Raw genomic sequence first — 18,105 nt, 5'->3', positions numbered from 1 at the left:
GTTTCCGGCCCGGGATTCAAAAATCGGGCTTTTTTTCGCACTTTTCGAGCAGAATCAGGCATCTACATGCACGATGGGGCTGTTGTTCTCGATCCCGTTCACGTGACGGTCGAGCCAGTCGCGCAGCAGGGCGTCGCGGTCGGCAGGCGAAAGCAGGAACTTCTCGCGCCCTTCCTTCTGCATGTACACGTCGAGGTAGGTCATGAGCACGCCACCGGCAACCGAGACGTTCATCGATTCGGTAATGCCGTATTGCGGCAGCTTGAACTCGTAATCGGCATGCGCGAGCGTATCGGGATGGTTCCCGTGGAATTCGCTCCCGAGGTAGAACGCCGTCGGCTGGCTCAAATCCAGGTCGAGCACGGAATTCGTGGTGTTCGTGCTCGCGACCGCAATCTTGTAGCCCTTCGCACGGAGCTTTTCCATGCAGAGCATGCGTTTCTTGTAGAGGTAGAGGCTCATCCACTTGTAGCTGCCCTTCAATATGGACTTGTTCACGCTGTAGGCGTTGTCTTCTTCGATGATGTGCACGTCCTGTAGGCCGAACACTTCCGCCGTGCGGATAACCGCCGAAATGTTATGCGGGTCGAACAGGTCTTCCAACACCATGCAGAAATGCCTCGTGCGGCGATTCACGACTTCCGTCAATAGTTCCCTGCGCCTGTCCGTCACGCGCGCCAGGAGGGATTCCAGGCTTTCCTTTTCGCTTTCACTCATTTTTGCTGTGTCCTCACGTCTTCTACTTTCAAGGGAATCGCATCGCGCTTCTGCTTTTCGCGTTCCCTGCGTTTCTTTTCAAAATCCCCAAGTTTCCACGGAGCGCCATTCACCACGTTTTCGAAATCGAGCACATATTGCACGTTGTCGAACGACTTGAGCGAGGCGCTCTTGAGCATCGGCTCCTTGTCGCCGCCAAAGTAGCGGCCAGACGCCTTCTTGATATCCTTCACGATGTCGTCTATCTTTTCGTTCACGACCGCCTTGAACACCTGCATCTGCATGATGGAATTGAGAACCGAATTCCCGGGGAAGACAATCGCAGTTAGTTTATACTTAATCTCCTTTTGGGGAGTTTCGTCCATGTCGAGGAACGCAATGGCGGTGCCGTGCAGCGACCACTTCAGGACCTTGGCATGCCCGTAGCCAAAGAACAGGTTCCGCATGCCGAGCCTCGCGCCCGCGCTATCCTGCAGCGCCCAGTAGAATTCTCCCGATAGGCTCCTGCCGTTGCTCCCGTTGAAGTAGCGGCGGTTCGCACTCGTGTATTCGAGCTGGTAGTTGGAACCGAGGTAGGCATTGATCAGTTCCGCCGTAAAGGGCATGTTGTCGAAAAGGTAGCTGATGACGCTTTCCCCGAGCGGAAGCGTCCCCTTGTTCTCGTAGATGGCCCTGTACCTACGGCCGAGGCGCGCAAAAATCTGCACCCCCATCGGCACTCCGGGCCTGGGTTCGAATCCGCGCTTCACGACTTCGCGGTAGACGCCACAGTATTCGTCGTCATACTTCAGTCTCGGCCACGGATGCTTGTCCCCGGCGGAGCACCCCGGGTAATCGATATCGAGGCATTTCTTGAGACCCGAACAGAGCGAACGGAGGTCGTCTTCGTTTTCGAGTTGCTTGAGGAGGCTGTTGCGGACAACCGAATCCGCGCCGAGCATGTTGTCGGAATCCGCAGCATGGGAGCATACGCCCACAAACATCACTAGCAGCGATGCGACAGACAGACGGGAAAGATATTCCGAAACAACCCTGAACATGGATTACCTGAATTCGAGACTGTCAATCGGGACAACCGTAAAGGGCTTCAGGGCCTCGAGCTTTGCGACCGGACCCACTACAGATATCGTCATCTTGTCCTTCGCGTAATACTTCTTGATCATCGCCTTCACCTGTTCGGCGGTCACGGCGTTGATTTCCTTCACGTAGTCAAGGTAATGGTCCGGGCTCTTGCCCAACAGTTCATCCCCCGCGAATATTTCCGCAATCGAGGACGGGGAATCGAACAGCCCGGGCAGGCTCTCGACGAGCGTCTTCTTCGCCATCGCGAGTTCCTCTTCCGTGGGGCCATCCTTCGCGAGTTTCTCTATTTCCTCGTACACGAGTTTCAACGCGAACGCGGCGGATTCCACCTTCGTCTGCAGGCTAATCGAAATCATCGCCGTATCGCGGTAGTCGTTGCCCGCGCGGCTGCTGATGTGGTAGGCAAGGCCCTCGTCGCTACGCACGCGCGTCATGAGGCGCGAAGAGAAGCTGCCGCCACCGAGAATAAAGTTCGCGACGGCCGTCGGGTAGTAATCCGGATGCGGACGTTTCACGAAGGGCTGGTTCATCGAGATGTTCGCCTGCGTGATATCCTTGTCCACCACGTAGGTGCCGGGCCTGTTCAGGAACACAAGCGGCTGCGGCGCACTGTAGAGCGCCTCGGAACCGGCCTCGTCACCGGACTGCTTCATGAACAAGGCCATGATAAAGCCCTTGAGCACGGTCAGGGCAGAATCGCGGTTCACGTCTCCCGACAGGGCAAACACGACGCGTCCTCGATCAGGAAGATGCATGCCATTTATGAAGGTCTTTGCAGAAAGACGTTTCAGGTCGTCGACACCCACCTTCTTGTATTCTTCGAGCGTAGCATCCCACAACCGCGGATTCGGGGCGTAGTTGACCTTGGTCCTCAATGCGGAAAGCACCTTCGCCGGAGTATCGTAGCGCTGCTCGTGAGCCGTCACAAAATTCGTCTTGACAATTTCGAGCTGTTCCTTGTCAAAACCCGGAGTCGCAATCAGCTCCCCTGCAAGAAACAGCGTGGTGAGGAAATCCTTCGAAAGGCAATCGATGGAAAATCCCGATTTCCACGTCCCTACGGAAGTAGAAATCCCGGCGCTAATGAACTCGAGCGAATCGTCAAGGGCGTGCGCCGACGTGTTCGTGCTACCGCCACGGCGGAACATCGAGCCCAGCATCTCGGAGGCGGCCTCGTCCTTGATATTCGAAACCACCTGCGGGTTCTCGAAATACACGGAGAGGTTCACGAGCGGGAGGCTCGAATCGGGAACGATATAGCCCGAAATGCCCGGAGCAAGCTCCACGCGGTAATCCTTCGGGTAAGGCGCCACGTACTTGTAGTCGGGATACCGGATATCCTTGTAGCTAGCGGGTATATCGGATACAGCCGCAGTTTCGGCAACGGCGGGAGCCGCGGCAGGGGTCTCGGCCTCGGGCTTCGGGCCCGAGGAACATGCGGCAACAACCGCAGAGAAGGCGGCAACGGTCAAAAGTCTCATCTCTTTTTTCATCTCGTTCTAAATATAGATTTAATATGGAATTAAAATAGATTTATAAATGCCGGAATCGGCAATCATCCAACTTGGAGTAGTCATTTTGAAGATTGGGCGTCCGCAATGGACTTTTTGAGTTATATTAGACAATGAGCCCTTCCGGTGGATCACTTCGGCATCGCCTCGGCGAGCCGCCCGTCTCCAAGAGAGACATACCCACCAGAAGGGCTTTTCCTCTATCCTCCAAAACCAAAGGGACAGTGCCGGTGCGCTGTCCCTTTAGTTATTGTCGACTAGGGAGGGCACAGCCCTCTCTAATTATATCAACTGAAGCGGCCGGCGAGTTGCTTGCGGCGGCGCCCACGTTCGGAAACCAGGGCCTCGGCCAGGAAGAGCAGGGCCGAAAGCGCGAGGAATATCTGGTAGCGGTCCTGGTAATTTTCCATGCGGTCGGAAGCCTGTTCCTTCTTCTCCATGCCCGCAATCTCGGTCAACACCTTCTGCAACTGGAATTCGCCCGGGCTCGCGTAGAAATACAGGCCTCCCGTCACGCTCGCAATCTCCTGCAGCGTTCCTTCCTCTAGACGCGTCGTCACGATGTTTCCCTGGATATCCTTCTTGTAGGCGACGTCGCCGTTTTTCGTCTTCACCGGGATAGGCACGCCCTCGCGGCTGCCGATACCGATGGTATAAATCTTGATGCCCATCTCTGCCGCTTCCTTCGCGGCATTCACCGCGGCGGCCTCGAGTTCTTCGCCATCGCTCATGAGAATCATCACCGAATACTGTCCTGCGCCACCGGAATTCTTGAACAAGGTCATCCCCTTGCGGATGGCGTTTTCGAGGTTCGTGCCAGGCATGAGCCAGCCCGGATTCAGCTCTCGCAGCATCATCTGTACCGTGCCGTAGTCAAGCGTCAGGGGCACCATCACCTGGGCCTCGCCGCTGAACGCGACAAGCCCCACGCGGTCGCCCGAAAGCCCTTCCAGGAAAGCGGAAATCTCGTGACGGCTGCGGACGAGGCGGTTCGGCTTCACATCCTCGGCAAGCATCGAAAGCGAAATATCCTGCAACAGCACGAGGTCGAGGCCACGGCGTTCGACATGTTCCATCTTGCGGCCCCACTGCGGACGCGCGAGCGCCACAAAGAGGAAGGCGATGGCCAGAAGCAGGATCGTCACCTTGGCAAGGCGCCTCCACGGGGATACGCTGGTCGAAAGTTTCGGGAGCATCGAAAGCGAGACAAAACGCGCGGCAAGCTTTTTTCGGCGGTGGTAGGCATAGTAAAACAGGAGCGCAAACAGCGGCAGCGAAAAAAGGCACCAAAGAAAGTTCGGTTCGGCAAAACGCATCAAATCCTCCAGGATCGGCTCGGGAATCCACCCGCAAGCACCTAGAATATACAAAAAAACGGCCCCGAAGCGTTTTTTTCAAAAAATTTTCCCCTTTCTTAAAATTTTATTATATTCAGAACAAGAAGGTTGATATGGATTCAGTCCTTTTCGCAATAGAGGTTGATGTCATCTGCATCTTGGTCCTCCTCCTGATCCGACAGGGCAACAGGGAGGCGGCATCGCTTTTGCTCTGTGCGAGGGCACTCGACAGGCTGCTCGACTTTTTCATCGTATTCGCCGCCCTCGAGATTGCCGGGAAAATCCTCTCGCCGGAATTCGTCATCGCCTGCAGAATTATCGAATGCCTCAAGATTATCGCATGCCTCGCCATCGCGGCAGCATGGTTCTACATGGTATCCTACGCGGTCACATCGAGCAGCTACAGGCTGCAGAAATGGGCCCTTCTCATCCTGGCTCCCATATTCATCACGGGCGGTTACGCCATCATCGTGGCATTCATGCACCTGCACGACACGGGAACAGCCCTGAATCCCGTCCTGTGGATCCTCCTGAACCTGGTCTCCGTCGGCTACCTCCTCGGCGCGAGCGCCGTAGCCCTCCGCAATTCGTTCAAGTGCAAGAACCGGTTCCTGCGCAGGCACTATAACCAGCTCGCCATCATCGTCTTCGTTCCGCTTGCCGGCATGGCGATCCAGACCCAGTCCATGGAAATGCCGATTACCTCGCCCGCGCTCATGCTCACGATCCTATTCATCTACCTGAGCGACCTCAAGGAAAACTCCTCCACCGACCTTACCACCGGGCTCAACAGCACAAGCAAGTTCGCGGCTTACCTTAGCCGCATCACGCAGACACTGGATGCAAGCAAGAGGCTCTTCCTCATCCAGATCCACATCGATGACCTGGTCACTATACGCAAGACGCACGGCAAGCACGCCCCCGACATGGCCCTCCGGCAGATGGCGCAATTCCTGCGCTCCCAGTGCAAGGACAAGAACCTTTTCCTCGCCCGGTACAGCTCGGACACCTTCGCCATCGTCTACGAATGCGGCAACTTCTCCGAAGTCGAGGAACTCTGCAACGGGATTGTCCGCAAGAGCACGCAGAATAGCCAGCTCGGCCAGATACCCTGGCCGCTGTCCTTCAGCATCTACTGGTCCGAATACGGGACCAAGTCCACGCAGAACATAGACTCCTTCCTCGACAACGCCAAGGAAAACTGCTTCAAGCCGCCAACGGCCAAAACCTAGCGCTAGGGGATGCGCACGAAGCGCGTGTTCGCAAGCAGAAGTTCCAGCAGGATCAACAGGGCGCCCGCCAAAAGCCACGGGTAGAACTTTTCGGCATAGCGCGCATAGACGACCGTCTCGATTTCGGTCTTTTCGAGCTGGTCGATTTCGGAATAGATTTCTTCGAGCTGTTCCTTGTTCTCGGCGCGGTAGAACTTGCCGCCCGTCTTCTGTGCCACCGCCACGAGGGTCGACTCGTCGATTCCCTCCTCGGGAGTGATGTCACTTTCGGCCCACGAGATTTCGCCCGTCCACGGGTTCACCTGGAACCCGAGAATCTTGCCCTTCTTCTTGCCGACGCCGACCGTATAGACCTTGATGCCGAGTGACTGGGCAACCTCGGCCGCGCGCACCGGGGATATGACGCTCGCATTGTCCTTGCCGTCGGTGAGGAGGATGACGACCTTCGATTTCGCCTCGGACTTCTGCAGTCGGGCAAGCGCGTTCATGAGGCCATCGCCAATCGCGGTCCTCGACGCCACCACGGAATCGCGAGCCAGTTCGTCCGTCGCGCCCAGGATTTCAAGAAGGCTTCCGTAATCGAGCGTGAGGGGGCATTGCGTCATGGCCCGACTTCCGAACGCCGAAAGCCCGATGCGGTCACTGCGGCGCTTCTGGATAAACTCGGCAATCACATCCTGCGCATAGCCCATGCGGCTATATTTCCAGAAATCCCCCGACTTGTAGATGCGCTCGGCATTCATCACGCCGAGTTTCGCCTGTTCCACGCGGGTAAGCATGTCGAGCGTTCCCATCGATCCCGAAACATCAAGTACGAGCATGATGTCGACGCCATCGGTATTCGTGTATTCAATTTCCATCGCGTTTTGCGGGCGGGCTAGCGCCACAATAAAGCAGCAGAGGGCGGCAAGGCGGAGCGCAGGCACGATATGGCGGAGGCGAACGCGACGGCTCGGGACAGCCTTTTTCGCAATCGCAAGGGCGGGAAACTTGATCGTGCTCTTGCGGCGTTGTTGCCTGTAAACGTATAAGGCAATCAGAACCGGAACAAGAATAAACAGCCAGAAGGCTTCGGGATTCTGAAAATGATACGCACCAATATCCATTCTAAGCTCCAAAAATTTCCGGGAACTCGTTCCCGCACTGAGAATATACAAAAGCCGAGAGTCATGGGCAAGTTTTATGCGGCATATGCAAAGCCCATATACAAAAAACCGAGGCAGCAGAGCCCCGGTTCTGGATAATTCTTTAACCCTCGCTACTTGACCGTCACGGTATGGATCTTGCCATCGACACGGACAAGGTAGATTCCCTTGTGGGGAACTGCAATGCCCTGGTCGGCAGCGCCGATACGGCCAGAAACGACAGCCTTGCCCTGGACGTCAAACACGGCATAGGAGGAGCCGAGCCTTGCGCCGAGCACGCGGACCTGCATACCGGAAGTCACGACCTTGAGCGATCCGACGGAGGCAACCGCATGGATGGCGTCTGGGCCCGAGCTGGAAGATTCCGGATTCACGGTAGCAGAGCTGGAAGAACCCGGATTCACGGCAGCAGAACTGGAGGACGCCGGGACATCCGAAATGACGATGCCGGTAAGCTTGACAGGGTCAATCGCCTGCTTGTTCGCATCGAGGAATTCAATCTTCTTGATGGAGATTTCGCCGATGCCACCCTGAGCATCCTTGACTTCCCACTTGAAACCCTTGATTGTCTTGATGATGTCTGCTCCCGGAGGTGCATTCTTGTTCACCCAGTCAAGGATGGTTATCTTCGTGCCGTTCGCACCCTTGAAGCCCCATTCATCCGGGGTCATATCATAGGTGACGGCAACGTAGTCATCGGAGTTGTCGACATAGATACCCGGTTCAGAGCCGGCACCCAAATTTTGCAGTCCCTTTTCGGCATTTTCATCCGTAATGGTATTCAAGACGGCCATACGGATCGGGCCAGAAGTCTTTGCTGTCACGCGGACATACTTGATACCGAGAGCCGTGAAATCGACCCCGCAGGTCTTTGTCTGCTTGCATTCTTCCTTCTTGAACGACACCGCAATACCGGCAGACGGATACTTAAGCGCTACGCCCGGGACATAATCCGGTTCAGGACCGATATTCATGGAGGCTTCGGCATAGATAGAGCCGTCGTCCTTCCTGAACAGCGGAGAGGAACCCGAGTCAGGAACCATCTTGGTGCCGATACCGAGCTTGTCATGGTAGGCGCCCCAGTTCCAAAGGCCCGAGACACCGACAGTCGTATCGCCGCGTTCCATCTGGGTTCCGCCAATCTGATTCACGGACGGAGCCTTGGTAGTATCCGGCGTGAATCTCGTAAAGCCGGAAAGATCATAGAGGTTAGGCATATTGCCCGTCAAGATGAGGAGGTAAAGCATGTTCAAGGTAGCCGGGTAATATTTTTCACCCGCGATACTTTCGCCGCAACCATCCACAGATGCACAGCTCTTCTTTTCCTTGAGGACCTTGAAAACCGTGTTAAGATAGGATTTCGCCTCGTCAGTGTTTATAGACGAAGTCGCAAGGCCAAGACCGCCGGAGAAGGTAGAAGAGACAAAGTTGCGCGAATCGCTTTCGTCCGCTATGTACGAGTTCATGTAATCTTGCCACTTGTAGCCAGAATTCACGCCACTAGCAGTGCGGGTATTCGGGATGAGCCATTTTGTTACAGTTTGGTTGAACTTTTGCGCGTCGCTATCACCATACCAGTAATAGGCCCAAGCGGTACGCCACGGGGTACGTGCGGCGTCATCATAGAAACCAATATCATTGGATACGGCTGCACCCGGAGAAGAAATCGTCTTATGGTCACTCCAACTGCACCAGTCTCCCACTAGACCGGTCTTGGAATCCTGACAAGCAAGCAAATCCTGCATTGCCTTAGAACGGATGGTAGACCACTTACTGTTATTCGTCACTTTTTCGAACAGGCGGTAGTGCCCCGGCACCACATAACTCGGGTTGAGAGCCGGATTCCAGTTGCTGCCCGGCTTGAGGGAGTTATTGCCATCAACATCGTTCTGGGCAATCCAATTAATAAGCGCCGTCGCATCGCTCAAATAACCAGCATTGTTCCACTGCTTGGATGCCATCACGAGGGCGAGAGCGGCATCTTCGTCGGCATCCGTAGCCGAACCGTTGTCAGCCTGGCAACCAATACGCCAATTCATGCCAGCGTTTTTAGCGCCACCAACCGTATTGGACGTCCAAACCTTATAAAGGTTCTTGAACACTTCTTCTTCGTCCATGTATACAGTAATCAACATACCGTATGCAATAGCTTCAGAAACGGTAGAGCATTTTCCTTCCGGTGCATACACCCAGCCGTTGCTGGCATTGTACCAAGCCTGCTTCCACAGTTTGTAATGTTCCTTGATCATGTCCGTATTGGCATATTCAATAATCGTGCCATGCGGGTATTTCATGTTCTGCGGGAAAGGGTACTGCCCTGCATTACCCATGGCTGCGGTCAAGAGAACCGCGCAAGCTGTCGCTTTTAGAAAAGTTTTCATAAACATCCTTGTTTTTGTGTTTTCCCACCCGGTTTAAATATAACTTGGCGCACCCAAAAACAACACCCCCGGACGTGTAATAAATAGATTGCAAATTGCCGAAAAAACGTCAAAAAAGCCCCCGGAAATTTTCCGGAGGCTTCGGGTGTATGGATTAGGATTCTTTTTTGCCTTAGCGGGTCACGCGGACCTTCTGCATTTCGCCGGTAAAGCGGTTGCGCAGCATGTAGACTCCCGAGGACTTCACTGTACCGGAAGTCTGGAGCATCCGGGCGGCGGCATCAAAACCGTAAGCGGAGAGTATGCCCATGTTTACGCCGTGCATGTCGAACACGTAGTAATCCTGGAGTGCGCCCGCATCAAACTTGACATTCGCAATGGAGGTCGTACCCGGGTCAATCGGTTCGGGGTCGGTCGCGTCCTTGCCCTTCACGAAGGTGAAGTAGTCCACGTCGAACCAGGCGCCAGTCACGTCCATGCGGAGTATATGCTTACCCTCCGGGAGGGTCACGTTGGCGCTGACCTTGTTGTAGTCATCGTAGTTCTCCTCGCCGGACTTGGCGGCAGGAACCGAAATCACGTCGGTCAGGGCCTTGCCATCGAGGGAGAGCTGGAAGCTGGAGGTGGAGCCCGCGGCCGCCACGGCGGCAAACATCGTGTAGTCGCCCGCTTCCTTCACGTTCACGGTCCATTCGAGCCAGTCGCCTTCGCTGTTGTAGCCCACAATCACGCCAGTCGCCTTCTTGTAGAGGTCAACGCCCGTATCCTTGCGGTAGTCGCTATCGCCGTGGTTTTCGGAATCGTCGCTGTAGGACTGGTTGCTCGTGCCGTCTTCGTTGACGCCCTTGCCCGGGATATCGAAATCTTCGGCTTCGACCTTGCCCGGAAGCGCAATCGGCTGACCCTTGAACGGAAGCTGCGGTTCGGGCTCGACCGGAGTGAAGGTCACTTCATTCTGGCCCTTGTTGAGGTTCTTCGCGAAGTAGTCTTCGAGCCAGTTCATGGAAGCGCGCTTGCGGCCATCCTTTTCGATAAGGCCGGTGTTTGCCACCCAGGTAGAGCCGTTGATATAACCCCAGATAGTGATACCCGCGACCCAAGGAGTTTCCCACATGAAGGGAACCTGGTTTGCGTAATCGTTCTTCTGCTTGGTATCGTCGGCTTCGCCGATATCGTATTCCGAAACGAGGAGCGGTAGGCCCGTCTCGTTATGGATTCGAGTCATCTTGCTTTCGAAATCGTTCTTGCTCATGCCCTTGCAGTCGTGAGCCTGCTGGCCGTATGCATCGACCGGAGCGCCATTCTTGAGGATGGTCTGGATGAGTTCGATACCTTCGTTAATCTGCCAAGAGAGCGTGTTGTAGTCGTTGTAGATAAGCACAGCCTTCGGCCAGCGTTCGCGGGCCATCTTGAAGGCATTCGTGATAAAGTCGTACTGGTGCTTGCCATTCACCACGCGGTCGCCACCGAGGGCCTCGATAATGTAGGAGCCGCCGCATTCGGTATCGTCGGTGCTGTGGCCTTCGGCACCTGCAGCGGGCTTGCCGTAACCGGAGTGGTAGTTGTCGCCCGCCCAAATGGCTTCGTTCACCACGTCGATGTATTCGAGGTCCGGGAACTTGGCCGCAACGGCGTCGAACCATTCGGTGATGTACTGCTTGGTTTTTTCTACCGTGATGCTCGGATTCTTCTTCTTGCAGAGGAAGTTCGGGTACTGGGAACCCCAAACGAGGGCGTGGAACTTGAAGTGACGCTCACCGGGCTTTTCCTTGGCCCACTTGTAGGCGCTTTCGCACTTGTCGAAGTTGTCCCAGGCGAACTTGCTTGTACCGCTGTTGCCGTTAGAAAGGGAATGGATGGAACCCCACTTACAGCCATTTTCGGGAGTAATCTGGTTCCAGTACTGGGCGAAGTCGCTACGGATCTGGCCACCCGTAGTAATATTGCCCACGAACTTGGCGCCACCATCGGCCAATGCGGCATTTGCCACGGTTGCAAGGCCAGCGATGGCAACGACAGCGAGAGAGAGAGAAAGATTTTTCATACACCACATCCTTTTTTATTGTCTATATTCCAAAATTACCTTGAAAAACGTCAAAAATCGCATGTCGGAAGGGGGTTTTCATGGACAATCTATCCATGGGAACAAGGCAAACGCATAAAGAAACGAATCCCGAAACTTTCGTTTCGGGACCCGTCTCTAAAATGCTAAACTCTTGGGTTTGCTATTAGCGGACCACGCGGACCTTCTGCATTGCGCCGGTAGCGCGGTTACGCAGCATGTACACGCCCGAGGACTTCACGTCGCTGGAGTTCTGGAGGATCTCCGCGGCCGCTTCAAATCCGTAAGCGCTCAGGACGCCCATGTTCACGCCGTGCATGTCGAACACGAAGTAATCCTGACGGCTGTTCGGGTCGTAGCTGACCTTCTGGGCGATAGCGTCCGGAGGAATTTCGCCGGCCTTCGTAATCTGGAACCAGTCGACATCGATATATCCCTTGGAAATTTCGAGAGTCAGGATCTGTTCGCCGGCATCGAGCTTGATGTTACCCTTGACCTGGTCGAAGGAAGTCCAGGAATCACCGGTAAATTCAAGCGTATCAGAAACAACCTTGTCGCCGACCTTGAACACGATGGAGCCAGTTCCGCTAGCAGCCACGTTTGCCGACACGACATAGTCGCCAGCCGAAGCCACGTTGATGGTGTATTCGAAGTAGTTTCCTGTCGGGTTGCAACCAAGAACAAGGCCGCCATTCTTTTCGCCAATCTTTACAGATGTACCCTTTCTATATTCCGTATTCCAGGAATCATCGCAATCGCCAGAAACGGAATAGGAGTTATTGCCCTTGCCCTTGCCCGGGATGTCGAAGTCTTCAGCTTCAATCTTGCCCGACAAGTCAAACGCCTTACCCTTGAACGGAGTCTGCGGTTCAGGTTCGACCGGCGTCAACTCGCCCGTCGGAAGGCCGGTATCGTTAGCGCCCTTGTTCGAAGCGAGGTATTCCTTCAACCAGGTCATAGCCGGACGGTCCTTGTTGTCCTTGATAATACCGGACGTACCATCATTCCATGTAGCGCCGTAGATATAGCCCCAGATGGTGATACCGGCAATATGTTCGTTCTCCATGAAGTAGGAAATCTGTTCGGAGTAGCACTTCTTCTGAACGTTATCATCGCTCGTGAAAATATCGTATTCACTGATGAACAGCGGAATCTCGGTCTTGTTCCAGATTTCTTCGATAGTGCTCTTGAGCGTATTGATGCTCAAGCAGGAGCCGCCACCGCCGGTACCGCCCTGGCCACCGCCCTGACTCATCATGTCATGGGCCTGCAGGCCGTAGGCATCCACCGGAGCACCGCCCTTCTTCAGCTTCTGAATGAGGTCGATACCTTCGTTCTTGTTCCACTGGACCGTGTTATAGTCGTTATAGATGAGGATCGCTTCCGGCCAACGTTCGCGGGCCATCTTGAACGCCGTCTGCACGAACTCGTAATTGCCGTTATCGCCGCCGAGAGCCGCGACAATGTTGTTGCCACCCTGCGAGCCGTAATTGGAATGGTACTTGCCACCCGCCTTGATGGCTTCGTTCACCACGTCAATCATTTCGAGTTCGGGGTAATGGTCCTTGACTGCATCCATCCAGGCGGTAATGGCCTTCTTGGTTTCATCGGCACTAAGACCGTTCAGCCAGTTCGGATACTGGGAGCCCCAAACCAGGGCGTGGAACTTGAAGTGGCCACCGTTGTTCTTCGCCCAGTTAAATGCAGCATCACAACCGCCCCAGTTGTAACGGCCACGGGAGCCTTCGATGGAAGCCCACTTGCACTCGTTTTCGGCGGTAATCTGGTTCCACAACTGCGTAAAGTCGCTGCGGACCTGGCCGCGAGTCGTAATGTTGCCTACGAATTTTGCAGCACCATCGGCCAAGCCGGGTCCTGCAAAAGAGAGAGTGGACGCTGCAATAGCAAATACAGCGGCCCTTTTAGCCCTAGAGAGAATGTTTTTCATGTTACACACATCCTTTTTTGAAGTTTCCCCATTTTAAAATATCCTCAAAAAAGGGCGGCTTCCCCTACAAGTGAATATTTCCCATTGACAAAATGTCCATAACCTCCAAAGGCAGGTTCCGGAGAATCCCGGAATCTGCTCTTTTTTGTAAAATTTCGTTAATTTATTTGATTCTTACTTAATTACACGGACCTTCTGCATTTCGCCGGTGAAGCGATTGCGCAGCAGGTACACGCCCGAGGACTTCACGTCAACGGAGGAACGGAGGATCTCCCGAGCGCCTTCGAAGCCATAGGCGCTGAGGACACCCATGTTCACACCATGCATGTCGAACACGAAGTAATCCTGAAGGGCATTCGGGTCGTACTGGACCTTATGAGCGATGAACGTCGTGGAATCGTCAACAAACGGCTCATCCTTCACGATCGGTTCCGGGTCGGTCGCATCCTTGCCCTTCACGAAGGTGAAGTAGTCCACGTCGAACCAGGAACCGGTCACCGTCATGCGGAGGATATGCGTGCCGGCCGTGAGGGACACGTTAGCCTTGACCTTGTTGTAGTCGTCGTAGTTTTCTTCGCCCTGCTTGGCGGCCGGGACGCTGATGACATCGGTAATGGCCTTGCCGTCGAGGGACATCTGGAAGCTGGAGGTAGAACCGGCGGCAGCCACGGCTGCGAACATGGTGTAGTCGCCCGCTTCTTTTACGTTCACGGTGTATTCGAGCCAATCGCCTTCGCTGTTGTAGCCCACGATGATGCCGGTCGCCTTCTTGTAGAGGTCGACACCCGTCGTGTCCTTGCGGTAATCCTTCACGTCGCCGTGATTTTCGATATCGCTTTCGCTGTAAGAAACGTTGCTCACGCCATTGGTTTCGCCGACACCGGAAATATCAAAGTCTTCGGCTTCGATTTTGCCCGGGATGTCGAATGCAGAACCCTTGAACAACTTGCGCGGCACAGGTTCGACCGGAGTGAGCACTCCCGTCTTGAGGCCAGTCGTGTTCACGCCCTTGTTGCTCTTGAGGTACTCCCTCATCCACTTCAAAGCGGCGCGGTCCTGGCCATTCTTGACAATGCCGGAGCAGCCACTCGCAGTGCCGTTACAGTCGAGCCAAGTGCGACCATAAATGTAGCCCCAGATGGTAATGCCGGCAATGTGTTCGTTTTCCATGAAGTGAGAAATCTGTTCGGAGTAGCACTGCTTCTGGATATTGTCGTCGGTAGTTGCAATGTCGTATTCGCTGATGAACATCGGGGTCTGGGTCTTGTCCCAGATTTCCTTGGTAATGCTCTTGAGCGTATTGATGTTCAAGCAGACGCCGCCGCCACCGGTACCGCCCTGGCCACCGCCCTGGCTCATCATGTCGTGGGCCTGCAAACCATATGCGTCGACCGGAGCACCGTTTTTCTTGATGGTCTGGATAAGCTGAATGCCCTGATCCTTGTTCCACTGGACGGTGTTGTAGTCATTATAAATGAGGATAGCCTTCGGCCAACGTTCGCGCGCCATTTTGAAGGCCGTCGTCACGAAGGTGTAGTCACCATTGTTGTCGCCGCCAAGTGCCGGAATGATATTGTTGTTCTTGCCGTAAGGAGAATGATAGCTGTTGTTGCCCGTACGGATAGCCTCGTTCACCACGTCAATCATCTCGATTTCAGGGTAGTGTTCCTTAACAGCATCGAACCAGGCGGTAATCGCCTTCTTGGTTTCATCGACGCTGAGGCCGTTCAACCAACCCGGATACTGGGAGCCCCACACCAAAGCGTGGAACTTGAAGTGACCCCCGTTCTGCTTTGCCCAGTTATAGGCAGCATCGCAGGCACCCCAGTTGTAACGGCCACGAGTACCTTCGACGGAACCCCACTTACAGCCGTTTTCGGCCGTAGCTTGGTTCCAGAGCGCAGTAAAGTCTGAGCCGACACTATTACTCTGGGTAATGTTACCAATGAACTTTGCCGCGCCATCGGCCAAGCCGGGCCCTGCGAAAGAATACGCTGTTGCCGCAAGAGCGACAGCAGCAACCTTTGTTGCTGTTGAGAGAATATTTTTCATATCCACATCCCTTTTATGTTGATGTGGCAAGCACATCCCATGCAAGCCATGAATAAAACTATCTTGCGCACGGGCATAAATCTCACGGTCCGCCTACTATTCTATGGACAGTTTATCCACGGACAAAAGTTTACAGGGCGGCATTATCCAAATGTCCACAGGCGGTGAAAAAAGCCATTTTTAACGAAAATCGGGAATTTTCCACCCATCAGAAAATGTCAACACGCGGAATGGCCCTTTTTTGCGAAATTTGCCATTACCAAAATGTCAACAAATAAAACTTTACACAGGGCACAAGCCCCGACCGACTATAAAAGGGTTTAAATTATGTTTCGGTAAGTATGTGGTGTTTGGGAAAAAAAGGAGTCAAAAATGCATTTTCCCAAACTTTTAGGCGTTGCTAGCGCAATAGCAATGTCGAGCAGCCTGGCTTTTGCCTGGAGTATCGACGGAGTGGTAAAATCCAAGGTCTCCGGCCGCTTGCTCGCCGGCGTAAAAATCAGCACCTTCAATTTCGGAGGTTTCGAAACCACCAGTGCCGAAGACGGCACGTTCAGCCTCAGCGGCGGAAGCGATGCGCTCGCCGGAGCCAAGGCCGCGGACATGTCAATTCACATGGAAGGCACGACCCTCACCCTCTACAACGTGTACGCGAATAAGCTCAAGGTATCCGTAATCAGCGCCCTGGGCAAGGTCCTCAAGGAAAGCAACCTTCAGACCGTCCAGGGAATCGTCACCCTAGACATGGGCAAACTTGCCCGCGGCACGAAGTTCATCCGCATCAGCGCGGACAGCCAGAACAGCACCTTCATGGTGACCGACAAGGGCGTAAAGGCGCTCAAGAAAGAAGGCGACTTGTTGCCGATGCTCCAATTTGCGCTTGACGGCTACGCCAATTTTGTCTACCAGATGCAGGCCGAAACCGAAACCGGCGTGACCATCGAAATGGTAAGGCCCTCGAGTTCAAGCTCTAGCGAAGTCGCTCCGCCTCAGAGTTCTTCCGTCGTGGCATCTTCTTCGAGCAAAGTCACGCCTTCCAGCAGCAACGCTGGCAGCGACGAACCTATCGTAGTCGATTGCTCCGGCAAGACTGCAAAAGTCGGAGATAAGCAAAATATGTCCGTGACCGTCGATGGCAAGCAGCGCACCTTCATCATGCATATTCCGAGCGCTTACAAGGGCGACAAGCCCGTACCGCTCGTTATTGACTACCACCCGATTGGCGGTTCCGGCAATGGCGAATTCGGAAGTTCTCCGTACAAGGCCAAGACTGACCCCGAAGGCGTAATCACGCTTTACCCGGACGGCACCAGCAAACCGGGTGGAATGGGTAACGGCTGGAACGTCGGCCCCTGCTGTTCCAACGATGACGACGTCAAGTTCTCTTACGCAATGATCGACAAACTCAAAGAAATCGCCTGTATCGACCCGCAGCGTATCTACGCAACCGGTTTCTCGATGGGTGGCGGCATGAGCAACCACGTGGCTTGCATGATGTCCGACGTCTTTGCAGCAGTCGCTCCGGCAGCTATGGACTTGAACAAGACCAATAGCGCCGCTTGCAAGATGTCACGTCCGATTTCTGTCATCAACTTCCGCGGCACAAACGACCCGGTCTGCAAATATCAGGGCGGCGATAGCGGATTCAACGACGGCCTGAACTTCCTCGGCGCCGAAGGCACCTTCAAGTTCTGGGGCGAAAAGAACGGCTGTACCGGGGCTCCGACCAAGAACTCCAACGGTTGCGATGAATACTCCAACTGCCAGGACGGCGTAAAGGTCGTGCTCTGCACCAAGCAGGGTGGCGGCCACGACTACGGTGACGCAAGCATCGGCTGGCCGTTCCTGAAGCAGTTCACGCTGCCCGCCAGCTTCGTGAAGTAAGAAAATAAAACCAACCCCCATAACCCAAAAGCACCCTGCATAATAGCGGGGCGCCGTTTTTTTGGAGGAGTGAATCTATAAACCTTGCTATTTCTGGACAGCGATCCTGTAGGTGCGGCCGCCACGGAGGGACTTCACGAAATAGGTGCCCGGAAGCCTGATCGATTCAGCGGTTCTTGCGCGCAGGTTCTCGGTGCCGAAAAGAACTCCAACTGCCAGGATGGCACGAAGGTCGTTCTCTGCACCAAGCAGGGCGGCGGCCACGAACAGGGCGACGGCAACGTCGGTTGGCCGTTCCTGAAGCAGTTCACCCTCCCGTAACATTTTCGGATTAGATGTACTCTCTGCTAAATCCCTCGGTGCATGCCGGGGGATTTTTCATGGTGCCTGTGCAGCCACCTTTCGAAGGCGATTTCCCATTCTTCCTTCTTGTGCTTGACGAAAGGCTTTTCCTTGTGAAGATGCGCGAGCAAACAAACAAACGCAAGCGTCGCCACTGCAAACCCCGCGATGCAGCACAGCTTGATAACCTGCAGCATCAGACTACTGTCGTTAATCAGTTCCATTCTAACCCCAAGCAACCGCTTCGAAAATTTCCAAACCAACAGATTTTTTCGTCGCAGTCAGCGCCTTGTTTTCACAAGGGAAAATTGCCAACCTTGTTGAACAAACATCCTAAACCGCGCGCAAATATAAAATCAGCCCATTGGACTGTCAACGGAAAATGGCTCCGTCACAAAATAAAAATCATTT

Annotated in this window: 13 protein-coding genes; 3 read left to right on the top strand and 10 right to left on the bottom strand. The window is 54.4% G+C overall.

Translation table 11 applies throughout. The features are described from left to right. Positions 1-54 precede the first annotated feature (54 nt). The 4 genes from B2952_RS10175 to B2952_RS10160 all read right to left on the bottom strand — a co-directional run bounded on the left by B2952_RS10175 (position 55) and on the right by B2952_RS10160 (position 4,627). Positions 55-717 carry a TrmH family RNA methyltransferase gene (locus B2952_RS10175; RefSeq protein ID WP_290724918.1) on the bottom strand — a complete coding sequence of 221 codons (663 nt, stop codon included), beginning with the start codon at positions 715-717 and terminating at the stop codon, positions 55-57. Beyond that, positions 714-1,757: a hypothetical protein gene (locus B2952_RS10170; RefSeq protein ID WP_290736583.1), complete on the bottom strand. Its 1,044-nt coding sequence runs from the start codon at positions 1,755-1,757 to the stop codon at positions 714-716. The genes B2952_RS10175 and B2952_RS10170 overlap by 4 nt, the downstream gene beginning before the upstream one ends. Positions 1,758-1,760: 3 nt before the next feature. After that, positions 1,761-3,293 (bottom strand): M16 family metallopeptidase, encoded by a 1,533-nt coding sequence (locus tag B2952_RS10165; RefSeq protein ID WP_173365858.1) that lies wholly within the window; start codon positions 3,291-3,293, stop codon positions 1,761-1,763. A 305-nt stretch (positions 3,294-3,598) separates the two neighbouring features. Further along, a complete protein-coding gene (locus B2952_RS10160) occupies positions 3,599-4,627 on the bottom strand; it encodes a vWA domain-containing protein (protein WP_290736586.1) in 1,029 nt (342 codons plus the stop codon). A 134-nt stretch (positions 4,628-4,761) separates the two neighbouring features. Between B2952_RS10160 and B2952_RS10155 the strand changes: the two genes are divergently transcribed. Beyond that, the gene (locus tag B2952_RS10155) at positions 4,762-5,880 is read left to right on the top strand and encodes a GGDEF domain-containing protein (protein ID WP_173381650.1); all 1,119 of its coding nucleotides are present in this window, start codon (positions 4,762-4,764) and stop codon (positions 5,878-5,880) included. Between the two features lie 2 nt (positions 5,881-5,882). Here B2952_RS10155 and B2952_RS10150 read toward each other — a convergent pair whose 3' ends face one another. The 5 genes from B2952_RS10150 to B2952_RS10130 all read right to left on the bottom strand — a co-directional run bounded on the left by B2952_RS10150 (position 5,883) and on the right by B2952_RS10130 (position 15,468). Then, positions 5,883-6,986, bottom strand: a complete 1,104-nt coding sequence (locus B2952_RS10150; RefSeq protein WP_173381649.1) for a vWA domain-containing protein — start codon at positions 6,984-6,986, stop codon at positions 5,883-5,885. A gap of 152 nt (positions 6,987-7,138) precedes the next feature. Beyond that, positions 7,139-9,406, bottom strand: coding sequence for a glycosyl hydrolase family 8 (locus B2952_RS10145; RefSeq protein ID WP_290736589.1), 2,268 nt, complete (start codon positions 9,404-9,406; stop codon positions 7,139-7,141). 172 nt (positions 9,407-9,578) lie between these two features. Further along, positions 9,579-11,450, bottom strand: a complete 1,872-nt coding sequence (locus B2952_RS10140) for a cellulase family glycosylhydrolase (RefSeq protein WP_290736592.1) — start codon at positions 11,448-11,450, stop codon at positions 9,579-9,581. Between the two features lie 184 nt (positions 11,451-11,634). Beyond that, a complete protein-coding gene (locus B2952_RS10135) occupies positions 11,635-13,416 on the bottom strand; it encodes an endo-1,4-beta-xylanase (protein ID WP_173382981.1) in 1,782 nt (593 codons plus the stop codon). A gap of 174 nt (positions 13,417-13,590) precedes the next feature. Further along, entirely contained in the window at positions 13,591-15,468 is a 1,878-nt protein-coding gene (locus tag B2952_RS10130; RefSeq protein ID WP_290736595.1) for an endo-1,4-beta-xylanase, read from the bottom strand. Between the two features lie 372 nt (positions 15,469-15,840). On the opposite strand from B2952_RS10130, the gene B2952_RS10125 reads away from it, so the two are divergent. Beyond that, positions 15,841-17,352 carry a PHB depolymerase family esterase gene (locus tag B2952_RS10125; RefSeq protein ID WP_290736598.1) on the top strand — a complete coding sequence of 504 codons (1,512 nt, stop codon included), beginning with the start codon at positions 15,841-15,843 and terminating at the stop codon, positions 17,350-17,352. An 84-nt stretch (positions 17,353-17,436) separates the two neighbouring features. Continuing rightward, positions 17,437-17,673, top strand: coding sequence for a hypothetical protein (locus B2952_RS10120; RefSeq protein ID WP_290736600.1), 237 nt, complete (start codon positions 17,437-17,439; stop codon positions 17,671-17,673). A gap of 26 nt (positions 17,674-17,699) precedes the next feature. On the opposite strand, the gene B2952_RS10115 is transcribed toward B2952_RS10120, so the two are convergent. Then, positions 17,700-17,918: a hypothetical protein gene (locus B2952_RS10115; RefSeq protein WP_173365236.1), complete on the bottom strand. Its 219-nt coding sequence runs from the start codon at positions 17,916-17,918 to the stop codon at positions 17,700-17,702. Between the last annotated feature and the right edge of the window lie 187 nt (positions 17,919-18,105).

Source organism: Fibrobacter sp. UBA7003, assembly GCA_002449765.1.
Lineage (GTDB): Bacteria > Fibrobacterota > Fibrobacteria > Fibrobacterales > Fibrobacteraceae > Fibrobacter.
Note: the sequence above shows the minus strand (reverse complement) of the source record. Positions and strands in the feature narration are given on the sequence as shown.

What these genes read in the sequence shown, in the direction of transcription:
- B2952_RS10175 (WP_290724918.1), bottom strand. Translation starts at nt 717, where the DNA reads ATGAGTGAAAGCGAAAAGGAAAGCCTGGAATCCCTCCTGGCGCGCGTG.
- B2952_RS10170 (WP_290736583.1), bottom strand. Translation starts at nt 1,757, where the DNA reads ATGTTCAGGGTTGTTTCGGAATATCTTTCCCGTCTGTCTGTCGCATCG.
- B2952_RS10165 (WP_173365858.1), bottom strand. Translation starts at nt 3,293, where the DNA reads ATGAAAAAAGAGATGAGACTTTTGACCGTTGCCGCCTTCTCTGCGGTT.
- B2952_RS10160 (WP_290736586.1), bottom strand. Translation starts at nt 4,627, where the DNA reads ATGCGTTTTGCCGAACCGAACTTTCTTTGGTGCCTTTTTTCGCTGCCG.
- B2952_RS10155 (WP_173381650.1), top strand. Translation starts at nt 4,762, where the DNA reads ATGGATTCAGTCCTTTTCGCAATAGAGGTTGATGTCATCTGCATCTTG.
- B2952_RS10150 (WP_173381649.1), bottom strand. Translation starts at nt 6,986, where the DNA reads ATGGATATTGGTGCGTATCATTTTCAGAATCCCGAAGCCTTCTGGCTG.
- B2952_RS10145 (WP_290736589.1), bottom strand. Translation starts at nt 9,406, where the DNA reads ATGAAAACTTTTCTAAAAGCGACAGCTTGCGCGGTTCTCTTGACCGCA.
- B2952_RS10140 (WP_290736592.1), bottom strand. Translation starts at nt 11,450, where the DNA reads ATGAAAAATCTTTCTCTCTCTCTCGCTGTCGTTGCCATCGCTGGCCTT.
- B2952_RS10135 (WP_173382981.1), bottom strand. Translation starts at nt 13,416, where the DNA reads ATGAAAAACATTCTCTCTAGGGCTAAAAGGGCCGCTGTATTTGCTATT.
- B2952_RS10130 (WP_290736595.1), bottom strand. Translation starts at nt 15,468, where the DNA reads ATGAAAAATATTCTCTCAACAGCAACAAAGGTTGCTGCTGTCGCTCTT.
- B2952_RS10125 (WP_290736598.1), top strand. Translation starts at nt 15,841, where the DNA reads ATGCATTTTCCCAAACTTTTAGGCGTTGCTAGCGCAATAGCAATGTCG.
- B2952_RS10115 (WP_173365236.1), bottom strand. Translation starts at nt 17,918, where the DNA reads ATGGAACTGATTAACGACAGTAGTCTGATGCTGCAGGTTATCAAGCTG.